Annotated in this window: 12 protein-coding genes; 4 read left to right on the top strand and 8 right to left on the bottom strand. The window is 67.8% G+C overall.

Features of this window, described 5'->3' with window-relative positions:
• Positions 1 to 31 precede the first annotated feature (31 nt).
• On the top strand, positions 32 to 982 hold the full coding sequence (locus OG300_RS11705) for an NADP-dependent oxidoreductase (RefSeq protein WP_405495055.1): 951 nt from the start codon (positions 32 to 34) through the stop codon (positions 980 to 982).
• A 38-nt stretch (positions 983 to 1,020) separates the two neighbouring features.
• On the opposite strand, the gene OG300_RS11700 is transcribed toward OG300_RS11705, so the two are convergent.
• Positions 1,021 to 2,451 carry an FAD-dependent monooxygenase gene (locus tag OG300_RS11700; protein WP_405495053.1) on the bottom strand — a complete coding sequence of 477 codons (1,431 nt, stop codon included), beginning with the start codon at positions 2,449 to 2,451 and terminating at the stop codon, positions 1,021 to 1,023.
• Positions 2,452 to 2,516: 65 nt separating this feature from the next.
• Here OG300_RS11700 and OG300_RS11695 point away from each other — a divergent pair, with 65 nt between their 5' ends.
• Positions 2,517 to 3,143 (top strand): TetR family transcriptional regulator, encoded by a 627-nt coding sequence (locus tag OG300_RS11695; RefSeq protein ID WP_405495051.1) that lies wholly within the window; start codon positions 2,517 to 2,519, stop codon positions 3,141 to 3,143.
• 32 nt (positions 3,144 to 3,175) lie between these two features.
• Here the strand turns inward: OG300_RS11695 and OG300_RS11690 are convergent, their stop codons facing one another.
• Positions 3,176 to 3,547 carry a hypothetical protein gene (locus OG300_RS11690; protein ID WP_405495049.1) on the bottom strand — a complete coding sequence of 124 codons (372 nt, stop codon included), beginning with the start codon at positions 3,545 to 3,547 and terminating at the stop codon, positions 3,176 to 3,178.
• Positions 3,548 to 3,606: 59 nt separating this feature from the next.
• Here OG300_RS11690 and OG300_RS11685 point away from each other — a divergent pair, with 59 nt between their 5' ends.
• The gene (locus OG300_RS11685) at positions 3,607 to 4,563 is read left to right on the top strand and encodes a TetR family transcriptional regulator (protein WP_405495047.1); all 957 of its coding nucleotides are present in this window, start codon (positions 3,607 to 3,609) and stop codon (positions 4,561 to 4,563) included.
• On the opposite strand, the gene OG300_RS11680 is transcribed toward OG300_RS11685, so the two are convergent.
• Both OG300_RS11680 and OG300_RS11675 read right to left on the bottom strand, forming a co-directional pair.
• Positions 4,546 to 5,763 (bottom strand): DUF418 domain-containing protein, encoded by a 1,218-nt coding sequence (locus tag OG300_RS11680; protein WP_405495045.1) that lies wholly within the window; start codon positions 5,761 to 5,763, stop codon positions 4,546 to 4,548. The two genes, OG300_RS11685 and OG300_RS11680, sit on opposite strands and share 18 nt — an antisense overlap.
• A 152-nt stretch (positions 5,764 to 5,915) precedes the next feature.
• Positions 5,916 to 7,529 carry an FAD-dependent monooxygenase gene (locus OG300_RS11675; RefSeq protein ID WP_405495043.1) on the bottom strand — a complete coding sequence of 538 codons (1,614 nt, stop codon included), beginning with the start codon at positions 7,527 to 7,529 and terminating at the stop codon, positions 5,916 to 5,918.
• Positions 7,530 to 7,624: 95 nt separating this feature from the next.
• Between OG300_RS11675 and OG300_RS11670 the strand changes: the two genes are divergently transcribed.
• Positions 7,625 to 8,320 (top strand): TetR/AcrR family transcriptional regulator, encoded by a 696-nt coding sequence (locus OG300_RS11670; RefSeq protein ID WP_405495041.1) that lies wholly within the window; start codon positions 7,625 to 7,627, stop codon positions 8,318 to 8,320.
• 48 nt (positions 8,321 to 8,368) lie between these two features.
• Here OG300_RS11670 and OG300_RS11665 read toward each other — a convergent pair whose 3' ends face one another.
• The 4 genes from OG300_RS11665 to OG300_RS11650 form a co-directional block, all read right to left on the bottom strand.
• Positions 8,369 to 9,241: an NAD(P)-dependent oxidoreductase gene (locus OG300_RS11665; RefSeq protein ID WP_405495039.1), complete on the bottom strand. Its 873-nt coding sequence runs from the start codon at positions 9,239 to 9,241 to the stop codon at positions 8,369 to 8,371.
• 114 nt (positions 9,242 to 9,355) lie between these two features.
• Positions 9,356 to 9,922 (bottom strand): DUF308 domain-containing protein, encoded by a 567-nt coding sequence (locus OG300_RS11660; protein WP_405495037.1) that lies wholly within the window; start codon positions 9,920 to 9,922, stop codon positions 9,356 to 9,358.
• 76 nt (positions 9,923 to 9,998) lie between these two features.
• Positions 9,999 to 10,649, bottom strand: coding sequence for a maltokinase N-terminal cap-like domain-containing protein (locus tag OG300_RS11655; protein ID WP_405495035.1), 651 nt, complete (start codon positions 10,647 to 10,649; stop codon positions 9,999 to 10,001).
• A gap of 94 nt (positions 10,650 to 10,743) precedes the next feature.
• On the bottom strand, positions 10,744 to 11,880 hold the full coding sequence (locus OG300_RS11650) for an epoxide hydrolase family protein (protein WP_405495034.1): 1,137 nt from the start codon (positions 11,878 to 11,880) through the stop codon (positions 10,744 to 10,746).
• Positions 11,881 to 11,926: the final 46 nt, after the last annotated feature.

The following is an 11,926-nucleotide window of genomic DNA, read 5'->3' as shown; positions in this document are numbered from 1 at the left end:
CGTTCCCTCGGACCACAGGAGGTAGGCGTACATGCAGCAGAGTGATCAATCCTCGACGGGCAAGAGCAGGGCGGTCCAACTCGATTCGTTCGGCGGCCCCGAATTCCTGGATGTCCGTGAGGTTTCCACCCCGCAGGCCGGTCCCGGACAGGTCCGGGTGCGAGTCAGTGCGGCCGGTCTGAACCCGATGGACTGGATCATGACCGCCGACGCGGACACCGCCGCCCGATTCGGCCTGACCCTCCCGGTCGGGTTCGGCACCGACTACGCCGGAGTCATCGACCAGGTCGGCGACGGGGTGACCGGATTCGCGCTGGGCGACCGGGTATTCGGCGGCGCGCTGTCCCGCGCGGTCGCCGAATACGTGGTCGTCGATCCGGCCGGTGTCGCGGCGAACGAGGCCCACCACACCCCCGACGGCGTCGACGACCGCACCGCGTCCGCCCTCACGATCGCGGGACGGACGGCCTCCGCCGCCCTCGCCGTGATCGATCCCGGACCGGGCGACACCGTGCTGATCGGCGGTGCGGGCGGCGGGGTCGGCGTGTTCGCGGTGCAGCTGGCCCGGATCGCGGGAGCACGCGTGATCGGCACGGGATCGGCGACGTCGGCCGACTACCTGCGCGAGCTCGGCGCCGAGCCGGTCGCCTACGGCGACGGCCTGGCCGATCGGGTGCGGGCCCTCGCCCCCGATGGCATCACCGCCGCCATCGACCTGCACGGGACCGAAACAGTGCACACCGCAAGGGAACTCGGCGTCCCGGACGCCCGCATCTGCACCATCGCCACGGCGCTCGAGGGCGTACCGGCGGCCAACGGCGCGAACGCCGCACCCGGTGCGCTGGAGGAGATCGCCCGCCTGATCGCGGCGGGCCAACTCCGGGTGCCCATCGCGGCGAGCTTCCCGATCGAGCAGATCCGCCGCGCGGCCGAGGTGCAGGCCGACCGTCACGTGCAGGGCAAGATCGTCATCGATCTCTAGATCGAAAGAGCAAGGGCGGCAGCCGCTTCGGGTGAGGCCTAGTTGCCGAACCAGCGAGTCAGTGCGGATTCGAGCGGCTGCTCGTCGGTGGCGCACCAGGCGATATACCCGTCGGGACGGATCAGGACGGCGGCGAGATCCTCGTCGGACTTGGCCCGCACGTGGTCGACCCGACCGGCCCACTGTTCGATCGAGCGCGGCGTGTCATCGAGGGAGAGCAGCAGGCCTCGACCGGAATTCAGCAATCGGCTGACCCGGGTGGGGCCGTCCGCGGTGAGCAGATCCAGATCGAGCATGCGCGGACCGAGCCCGGCGTACTGGACGTCGAGCCCGGACATCATGCCCGAGATGAGCCGGTTGGCCTCCGGTAGCCGGAGCAGATCGGTGAAAATGTCTCGCACCGCGGCGATATCGGGATCCCGGGCCGGATTGTTGAGCACGCCCTGTGCGCGGGTGTTGTGCAGTACGCGGGCGGCGACCGGATGCCGCTCGGCGTGGTAGCTGTCGAGCAGCCCCTCCGGTGCCCAACCATGAACTGCCCCAGCGAGTTTCCATCCCAGATTGACGGCGTCCTGGACGCCGAGGTTCACGCCCTGACCGCCCATCGGCAGGTGGATGTGCGCCGCGTCCCCGGCGAAGAACACCCGGCCCTCGCGGTACTGCTCGACCTGCCGGGTGGCGTCACTGAACCGTGAGGCCGCACGCAGCTCACCCAGCACGGTCTCGGGTCCGTACACCGCATGCAGCGCTTCGCTCACCTCATCGGCGGAGATCGGCACGTAGCGCGCCGGGCCCTCGGCCGACAGCTTGCCGAACATCAGCCGGTACAGCTCGCCCTCGCCGGGGTGCAGGACGGTGAAGTAGCCGTTCGCGGATTTGAAGTAGCGGCTGAAATGCTCAGAGGCACTGGGGACTTCGGCCGATCGGGAGCTGAGGATGATGTCGGCGACCACCGCGTGCACCTTGCCCGGGGTTCCGGGGAACGGGACACCCAGCAGCTTGCGCACCGTGCTGTGCCCGCCATCGCAGGCGACCAGGTAGCTGCCGCGAATATCGCCGACGGTGACACCGTCGGCATCCTGCTCGATCTCCGTCACCGGGTGCCCGCGCAGCACCGGAACGCCCTGCGCCAGCAGTCGCTCCTCGAGGAATGCCTCCAACCGACCCTGCGGCACCGAGACCGGGTACGGGTGGCGGGTCCGCCAAGGCCGGCAATCCAATTCGACCGGCAGTCCGGCGAAATGCCCGCCGAACTCACCGCGCGGCAGCGCGCGATCGAGCAGCGGATCCAGCATTCCCCGCAGGTCGAGCACCTCGGCGGTGCGTGGCTGCAGCCCACTGGCCCGCGACTGAATGCTGCGCGCGTTCTCCTTCTCGACGACGACCACCGGGATTCCGGCGAGGGTCAGTTCACTGGCGAGCATGAGTCCGGTGGGGCCGGCTCCGGCGATGATCACTTCGGTCCGCACGACAACTCCTAAAGTAGACTGAGTGCAATAATACACTCGATCTACCAAAGCGCTATAGTGCTCGCATGACCGAACCGATGGGCCTGCGGGAACGCAAGAAGGCGCAGCTCCGCGCGGCGATCGCGGACACGGCGATCCGCATGTTTCTCGAATCCGGCTTCGACCAGGTCTCGATCACCGACATCGCGCGGGCCGCGGACGTCTCCCGCCGCACCCTGTTCGCCTACTTCCCGACCAAGGAAGACCTTGTCCTGCAACGCTTCGCCGACCACGAGGACGAGGCCGCCCGCACCGTCCGCGCCCGGCGCGCCGACGAATCGCCACTCGACGCATTACGGGCCGCACTGCTGGATCGGCTCGAGCAGCGAGATCCGAGTGCCGGACTCAACGACAAGCCCGAGATCATGGCCTTCCTCGGCCTGATCTTCGGCACCGAGAGTCTGGCCGCCAGGCTCATTCGCTACACGAATCGCGGCGCGGACCTGCTGACGGAAGCCCTGTGCGACAGCGGTTTCGACGCCCTCACCGCCCGCCTGGTGGCTCGACAGGTCATCGTGGTCCAGCAGGAGCTAGCCTTCCTGAACCACGATTCCCTGGTCAATGGCAAGTCCGCCGACGCGCATTATCCGGAGGCCGTACGGGCAGCCGATCGAGCCTTCGATCTCCTCCGCGATGGCCTCGAATCTCGTTGACGCGCCGCCGAACTCGGTAGTCCCCCGACCGGTCAGCTGACGCGAGCTGTCGTGCGCCGCAGCGCTACGGCGAGGCAGAGCGCGGCAGCCACCGCCAGTAGCGGATGAACGAATCGGTCGCGCATGTCGACCGGGACGATGCCCAGCAGGGTTGCGCCGTCGAAGAATTCGAGGACCGTGGCGGCCAAGTAGATGAGCCCGGTCGCAGCGGTGGCAGGTCGGGCCAGGCGGGTGACGAAGAGCCCCGCCAGCAGGATCGCGACGACCAGCAGCTGCCAGGTCGCGCGCCAGCCGGTGCCGGGGGTGGTGAAGCTCGCGCCTGCGGCGAGGGTGGTGGTGGCGCGGATTCCGAGGAATACCGCGACGATCAGGCAATACCAGCGGGAAGCACTCCAGGTGCGCATCTCTGACATCCTCACTTAATGCCACTGTGGCATTAACGCGGCGAGCATATACTGCCACCGTGGCATTAGCGACCGATGGACGAAGGCGACGACGCACACCCGACGACGCGCGACGCGAGATCCTGGAGGCGGCGGCCCGGCGGCTGGCGCAGGCTCCACCACACGAACTCACCGTGGCGGCGGTGATGGCCGATACGACGCTGACCCGCAAGTCGTTCTATGTGTACTTCCGCGATCGAGCCGAACTCCTCGCGGCGCTGGTGCAGCCGCTGCGCACGGACACCGATGAGGCCGTCGAGAGCTGGCGGGCCGCAACCGATCCCGTTCCGGCGGGCCGGGCGGCACTGGCGAGCGCGGCCCGCACCTATCGCCGCCACGGCGCAATTCTGCGGGCTGTGTTCTGGTCCAGCGTCGATGACCCCGATCTCACCGCCGCGCGGGCGGCACTGGTCGAGCCGGTGATCGTCGCCGCGGAGGCAACGGTGAGAACGCTGGCACCGCACCGGTTTCCCGATGCCCGAGCGGTCGCGACGGCACTGGTGACGATGAACGTGCACCGGCTGCTCGAACTGCGCCCCGAGGCCTCCGACGCGGAACTCGACGAGCTGGTGGATTCGCTGACCGCGGTATGGGAGGCGACCCTGGGTTCGGCGGCCGGTGCGGTCGTGATGCGGCAGCTCGGATTGGGTTGCCCACCTGGCGAACAGGAGTTGTCTCGCGCCTTCTACGGTCGCGCGCTGGGCTTTCCGGAGATACCGAACCTCGACTCCGCCGAGGAGTGCGCCTTCGATATGGGCGGAGTCGAACTGCGCCTCACGGCCGAAGCCGATTTCCGGCCCGCCGAACGCATCTGTGCGAGCCTGTTCGTCGACGACGCGCAGGCGCTGGCCGACCGGCTCACGTCCGCCGGTCACGACGTTGTCGTCGACGAGGCACGAATTCGTCGCTACCGCGTGAAGGATCCACACGGCAACGTGATCGAACTCGGGCAGCAAGAGCTACCCGACACTCGGTGACGCAGCGGACTTCTCGACCGGAACCGCAGTCCGCCAACGGGGAATCGACAGGTAGGTCCCGGCCCGCAGCACCCATTCCAGTGGGCCGTACGGATGCCGCCGCAGCCACCAGGTGCTCAACCAGAGCTGCGCCACATAGGTGACCAGCGCGAGGCACACCACCCCGGCGGGCGGCACCCGATCCGCCAGCGCCAGACCGTAACCGGTGTAGATGAGCATCATCACCACCGACTGGAAAACATAGTTCGTCGCCGCCATCCGCCCGGCGGGAGCCAGCCATCGCACCGGTCCCGCCCATCGATACTTGGTCAGCCACACGATCCCCGCCACGTAACCCATTGTCAGCAGCGGATTCACCAATTCCTGCACCCCGGACCAGAGTCCCGGCAGGGTTCCGGTGGCGGTCCACAACGTCACAGTGACGAGCGAAACCGGGAGCCCCACACCGAATCCCAGCTTCGCCGCTAGTGGCAGCCACCGCGTCAGCCATTCGGAATCCTCGAAGATTCGCTTCTTACCCGCCGCCAACCCGATCAGGAACATCCCGAACGCGGGAATGCCCTGACCGATCCAGATGAACAGCATGAACCACGGCCCGAACGACAGCTGCGCATGGAGCGTGTCCCCGAAACTGCCGGTGTAGCCGGTATGCATCCGCTGCAAATCGAAGATGTCCCCCAGCCCCGACAATCCCGCGGAGTTCGGCAGGAACGCCAGCAAGGCGAACAGGATGTACAGCACCACCCCGGTGGTCACCGCGGTGCGCGGCCGAATCCGCCGCAGCAGCACCAGGATCAGGCACAGTCCGGCGTACAGCGTGAGGATGTCGCCGAGCCACAGGAACAGCACGTGCGCGAGGCCGATCAGGAACAGGACGCCGCAGCGTCGCAACAGTCGCGGTACGGGTGCGACTCCGGCCCGTTCCGCCGCCGCGATCTGCAAGGTGAACGAGTACCCGAACAGGAACGCGAACAGCAGATAGAACTTGCCGAGGAAGAACCCTTCGATGAGTGCGAACACGAACCGATCCGAGGTCGCGTCGAACGTGGGGTGATTCCCGTCGCTGTTCCACAGCATGGTCGCCACCACGGCATTGGTGACGAGAATCCCGAACAGCGCGAACCCTCGAAGGCTGTCGACCTCGCCGATCCGTCGCACCCCGCCCGTCCTGGTTGTTCGCGACTCGACCTGCTCCGACATGCCGTCACGGTATGCCGGAGCCCTGCGTCCGCACATCCGCCGCAACCCCTGATTCGCGTGCGACCTGAGCGGTATTGACGGCCGCCCTCACTCATCCTCACGCCGGACATATCACTGACTGCAACTCCGCATTCAGTGCCATTCAGTGCCATTCACGACCGATTCGAGGCTGCGGCAGCGGGTTCGATGCGCGCGAGCACTGCGCCGAGCACATCGATCAGCAGTCCGCGCGGGTGCGTGGGCAGCATGGTCGATCGCCAGGCGATCATGTGATCGGGGCGCACCAGCAGGGCGCCGTCCTCATCGATACCGACCGCACCGGCCCAGTCACCATCCGCCGCCGGAATGCGATGAACGGTCAAGGCCACCCCGAGTTCGTGGGCGGCCTCGTGGGCGGCCCGAGCCCAGTTCTCGGCCGGAGTCAGCAGCGTGAATCCGTCGATCAGGTCGATCGTCGGCACCCGTCGGCCATGGTGGTGCACCCAGCGATGCGGGAGCAGCGAGCCCGGTGTGCCGTCCAGCGCCAGCGAAACATCCTCGGTGGACGGCAGTTCCGGCTGCGGGTCGATGACCGCGGCGGAGTCGTAGCGGTAGCCGATGTGTACGAGCGGGGCGTGGATGACGCCCGCAGCCTGGCGGGCCGCGACGATCTCGGGTGTGTTGTCCCAGTGCAGGCGCGGATCCCGCAGGCGGCGCACCGCTTGGTCGAGGGTCATGGCGGCAACCGGACGGCGTTCGCTGTCATAGGTTTCCAGCAGCGACTCCCCCGCCTCTCCCCGCAGCACGGCGGCGATCTTCCAGGCCAGGTTGTGCGCGTCGGCGATCCCGGTGTTGAGGCCGAACGCGCCGAGCGGCGGCACCGTGTGCGCGGCGTCCCCGGCGAGGAAGACGCGGTCCACCCGGAATTGCTGTGCGAGTTGCCCTCTGGGCCGCCACGGCAACGCGCTCACCACGTCGACCTCGCAGGTGTCGTCACCGATCGCGGCGCGAATCAGTTCGAGGCAGCGAGCCGGGGTGAATTCATCGGCTGCATCGGTGCATTCGACGTGCAGAATCCATTCGTTCGCACCGTCGATGGTGACCAGCAGTCCCGAGACCGCGGGGTTGTCGACAGTGCAGTTCACGAACCGATGCCCCCGCAGGTAAGGCGTGAGGTCGGCGCGAAACATGATGCTCATCATGGGTTTTCCGAGCGGCCCGGGCCCGCCGACCTCGGTGCCGAGCGCCGTGCGCACTTCACTGCGCACCCCGTCGGCGGCGATCAGGTAGTCGGCGTGCACCACACTCCCGTCCGAGAGCGTCGCCTCCACACCGTCCGCGTCCTGCGTGAAGGACTCGAGCCGGGTCGAATATCGCAGTTCGACACCGCGTTCCCGGATAGCGGGCAACAGCACCGAGTCGAGTCGATGCTGCGGGCAGGTGCCGCGAACCACGGCGGGACTGTCATCGCCGCCGTCACCGAGTCGAGTCTGGTGCGCGGGAACCGGCAGGCTGTCGAAATCGGTGTCGGCCAGCGTCCGGACATAGATCTTCCCGAGCCCGCCGGTCATGTTCACGCACACCGCGTTCACGGCGTCCTGAAGTCCTTCGGCGCGCAGCATTTCCATCGTGCGCCGCCCCATGCCGGTGGCCCGGGGGTGCGGTGACGGACCATCCTGCTGCTCGACGATCAGCGCGTCGACACCTTTGCCCGACAGGAACAGCGCGGCAGCCAGGCCGACGGTTCCGCCACCGGCGATGAGTACGGGGATTCGTGTCTGCATCATGGTCGAGCTCCTTATGGATACACCGTAGCCGTAGTGGTTACACCGTAACCACAGTGCTAGGCTCACCGCAATGCGTTCGACCGGAAAGGAAATCGATGACCGAGGACACTCCGCAGCTGGTGTGGAGCAAGGACCGCCGCACCCCGGCTCGCCGTGCTCCCAGCGTCGAGCGCATCGTGGACACCGCCCTCACCCTCGCCGATACCGAAGGGCTCGAAGCGGTCTCGATGCGCCGGGTCGCCACCGAACTGGGTTCGGGCACGGCCTCCCTTTACCGCTACGTGGCCAACCGCGACGAACTACTGGACCTGATGATCGATGCCACCCAGGGCGATCCGCCCCCACTCTCCGGTGACGGCCTCGCCGATCTCGCCACCGCCGCCCACCTGCTGCGCGACACCCTGCTGCGCCACCGCTGGCTCGGCCCCGAACTCTCCGGTCGCCCGGCACTGGGCCCGAACGCCCTGCGCCGCTACGACTTCGCGATGGCCGCCGCCCTGGCCCTCACCGCCGACGTGACCCGTGCCGCACACAGCGTCGACACCGTCACCGCATTCGTTTTCGGCGCGGTCGCACAGGAGCTCGCCGAACTCCGAGCCCAGCGGCGCACCGGTCTCACCGAAGACCAGTGGCGCGCCGGTGTCGCACCGTACCTCCGCGCCGCCCTCGAAACCGGCGCCTACCCGAACTTCGCCCGCCGCATCCGCGAGGCCGACGACGTCACGGCCGCAGAGTCGTTCGCCTTCGGACTCTCCTGCGTCCTCGAGGGGGTCAGCCGAGCAGTTCGGTGACGGCGGCGATGATGCGATCCAATTGCTCGGGCTGGCAAGCGGTTCGAATCAGGCGCGGAGGTGGTTCAGGAGGATTGCCTCGGACAGCGCACCGTGACCGGAGCCGACGAGGGAGTCGAACAGCTCGAGAGCGGTGTGACCGAGCGCGGCCGGGGCATCGACGGCGTCGGACAGTTCGACGCCGATGCGGGTGTCCTTCAGACGCAGGGCGGCGGTGAAGGCGATGTCGCGATCGTGGACGTCATCGAGCATGAGGTGGGCCATGCGCACCACGGTGGGACTGGCCGCGCCACCGCGGGAGAGGGTATCGACCACGGTGGCGAGGTCGAGTCCGGCCAGTTCAGCGGTGCGCAGGGCCTCGGCCGTCGCCGCGATCTGGACCGAGCCGAGCAGGTTCTGGATGAGCTTGTAGGAGGTGCCCGCGCCGACATCACCGAAGTGAACAATGTTGGAGCACAACGGCTTCAGTAGCGGCCGTGCTGCGTCGAGGTCTTCGGTGGATGCGCCCGCGAAGAGGGTGAGGGTACCGGCGGCCGCCGCGTCGGGCAGGCCGGTGACCGGCAGGTCGAGGTAGCGCAGGCCACGAGTGGCGGCGTGTGCGGACAGTTCGAGCACCCATGGCCGCGACAGGGTGGAGCATTCGATCGCGAACGCGTGCGGTGCGAGCGTCCCGGCCAGTGCACCGTCCTCGCCCAGCCAAACCGCCTGTGATGCCGCATCATCGGCGACCATCGCGATCACGGCCTCGGCGTTCTCGGCCGCCGCACGCGCGGTCGGCGCTGCCACCGCACCGGCCGCGACGAGTTCCGCCGCCCGCTCCGCAGACCTGTTGTACACGCTGACCGTGTGTCCGGCCCGCACCAAACGACCCGCCATGCCGATACCCATTCGGCCCAACCCCAGGAACGCAATCCTCGCCACCCGCCGAACCCTACCCAGGCAACGACTGCCCGACCACACGCAAACGGTCAGCAATCGAAAGTCGGTTCGGGTGGCACGATTCGGACGGGCTGTCTCCGGCGTGAACCGGAATGCTCAGACGGTTTCCACGGTGGTACCGGTGAACCGGGCGGCCATCATGATCTCCGATACGCCGAGGGCCATCGTGCACACCCCGCCGACGATCGAGAGCGCGGTCATCGATTCGAAGAGTCCGAGCGCGACGACCAGACCGGCGATCATGGTCAGCAGGCCGATGATCTCCTGACGGCCCGCCCCGGCGAACCGTTCGGACCAGGCGGCGACGATCGCCTGTAGGATTCCGCGGATCATCCAGCCGAGGCCGGTCCACAAGGCCAGCAACACAACCCACTGTCCACTGCCGAAGCACCATACGGCCAGTAGCAGCGCCAGCGCGCCGCCGAAGAACTCCAGCCACTTCAGGCCGCCGGCGATATGGGCGCCGAACGCGACGACGAACTGGGTCGCCGCGGTGGCGACGAGAACGAGCCCGAACAAGGTGCCGCTGATGGTCTCGGATTTGTCCGGCCAGGCCAGCACGACGGCCCCCAGCACGACAGAACAGGCGCCGCTCACCAGCAGCGCCTGCCAAGCCCAGTCGGCGAATACGTCGGTTCGCCCTTCGATCCGATTGGCGGGCATACCGAAATCATATGTCCGATTCGGCCCTTAACTGGACGTTTGCGTATCTCTGGCGTTCGGCGAGTCCCGGAATCGGTCAGGGAGCACTCAGGAAAACCCCGCGCAGAATCACCTGATCGGGCCCGCACCAGGGCCCTTCGATGTGGGCACGGCCGCTCCCCGCGTGGCCGGGCACCAGGATCCGGTGCACGCGCAAAAGCTCAGCTCCGGCGTTTCGGGAACGCGGCGAGTCGTAGGCGATATCGGTGTGGTCGTCGGTGTCGATCGTGGTGGCCGCGAATCCGGCTGTGGGAGTGCGGATCTCGGCGACCGCGCCGTGAACGGTCGGATCGGGGGTGTCGCTGAGGTTCTGGTCCTGCGGCGCGGTGTGCCCGGACAGCAGCCGGGCGGCCTGCTCGATGAAGACCGGATCGTGGGCCGCGTCGTAGAACCATCGGGTGCCGAGCACGCCGTGTTCCGAGGTGCCGATCAGCGCCTCGGCCAGCTCCTGTTGCGGCGCACCCCGATAGGTCATCGGCACCAGGTAGGTGACGGGCTTGCCGGCGGCGGTATCGGTGACGACCATGACCTCGATCCCGACCGCACCGTCGGGGTCATCCAGGCGGAAACCACCCGACTTCGACAGCGCGGGCGACCCGGCACCGGCGAACCAGTGCCGGGTCGGCAACCACACGGACAGCAGCTCCAGTTTGCCCGGAGTCAGGGTTGTCTCATGGATCTCGGCCATCCGCCCATCCTGCCAGAGGATGGACGCGGCCAGGCGAAAGACGCTGTGCGTGTGGAGAATTCGAAGGAGACTGTCAGCGAGTCCGCCTCGAACCTCAGCGCAGCTTGCCGAAGAACTCCCGCAGATCACCGGTCAGCAGATCGGGCGCCTCCATCGCCGCGAAGTGGCCGCCGCGCTCGAACTCCGACCAGTGCACGATCGTGTTCTGTTTCTCCGCGACGCCGCGCACGGTGCCGCTGCCCGGGAACACCGCCACGCCGGTCGGCACGCCGGAGTCGGCCAGCGTCGCACCCCAATGCTGAGATTCCTTGTACAGCCGCATCGAGGAACCGATCGTCCCGGTGAACCACAGCGTCGAGAGATTCGACAGCAGCAGGTCGCGGTCGATGGCGGCATCGGGAGTCGGCTGCGCCGGATCGACATACGTGTTCACCACATCCAGCACCCAGGCCAGCAGACCCGCCGGGGAGTCCGATACCGCCGGAGCGAGGGTCTGCGGCCGGGTGGACTGCATCCCCGCGTATCCGGAGGTCTGCTTGCTGCTCCAATCCTGCATGCGCGCCAGCTTCTCCTGATCGGCTGCGCTGTAATCGGATCCGTCATCGCCCCAGGCCGGGATGGTGATCGGATCATTGAGGTGCACGCCCACCAGGCGCTCGGTGGCGATGCGGCCGATCTGCGGGGCGATGAACGAACCCGCGTCGCCGCCGTGCACGCCGTAGCGGTCGTAACCCAGCTCGGCCATCAGGGTGGCGAGCAATTCGGCACTGCGCTCGGTGGCCGCGTCGCCGACCCGGCGCGTCGGCCCGGAGTAGCCGAAGCCCGGCAGGGTCGGAATCACCAGGTGGAAGGCGTCGGCCGGATCGCCGCCGTGCGCGGCCGGATCGGTCAGCGGGCCGATCATGGCGGTGAAGTCCTCGAACGGCCAGCCGTGCACCAGCAGCAGCGGCAGCGCGTCGGCTACGGCCGAGCACACATGCGTGAAATGCACACGCTGCCCATCGATTTCGGTCACGAACTGCGGATAGCGGTTGGCGTCGGCCTCGTGCGCACGCCAGTCGTAGCCGGTGCCCCAGTATTCGGCGAGCTCGCGCACATACGAGGTGGGGATGCCGTACTCCCAGCCGACGCCGGGCAGTTCCTCCGGCCAGCGGGTGGCCGCCAGCCGGGTGCGCAGGTCCTCGAGGTCGGAGCCGGGAATGTCGATGCTGAACGGTTCGAAAATCGCCATGCCCCTACAGTAGGAAAGAACTAGGCCACTTTCCGTCCTAGTGGTC

Origin of the sequence: Nocardia sp. NBC_00511, assembly GCF_045161165.1 — a bacterium.
Classification (GTDB): Bacteria; Actinomycetota; Actinomycetes; order Mycobacteriales; family Mycobacteriaceae; genus Nocardia.
The sequence above is the reverse complement of the archived record's forward strand: the minus strand, read 5'-3'. Positions and strand labels throughout refer to the sequence as shown.

Coding starts and splice junctions, on each gene's coding strand:
- OG300_RS11705 (WP_405495055.1), top strand. CDS start 32: ATGCAGCAGAGTGATCAATCCTCGACGGGCAAGAGCAGGGCGGTCCAA.
- OG300_RS11695 (WP_405495051.1), top strand. CDS start 2,517: ATGACCGAACCGATGGGCCTGCGGGAACGCAAGAAGGCGCAGCTCCGC.
- OG300_RS11690 (WP_405495049.1), bottom strand. CDS start 3,547: ATGCGCACCTGGAGTGCTTCCCGCTGGTATTGCCTGATCGTCGCGGTA.
- OG300_RS11680 (WP_405495045.1), bottom strand. CDS start 5,763: ATGTCGGAGCAGGTCGAGTCGCGAACAACCAGGACGGGCGGGGTGCGA.
- OG300_RS11675 (WP_405495043.1), bottom strand. CDS start 7,529: ATGATGCAGACACGAATCCCCGTACTCATCGCCGGTGGCGGAACCGTC.
- OG300_RS11670 (WP_405495041.1), top strand. CDS start 7,625: ATGACCGAGGACACTCCGCAGCTGGTGTGGAGCAAGGACCGCCGCACC.
- OG300_RS11660 (WP_405495037.1), bottom strand. CDS start 9,922: ATGCCCGCCAATCGGATCGAAGGGCGAACCGACGTATTCGCCGACTGG.
- OG300_RS11655 (WP_405495035.1), bottom strand. CDS start 10,649: ATGGCCGAGATCCATGAGACAACCCTGACTCCGGGCAAACTGGAGCTG.
- OG300_RS11650 (WP_405495034.1), bottom strand. CDS start 11,880: ATGGCGATTTTCGAACCGTTCAGCATCGACATTCCCGGCTCCGACCTC.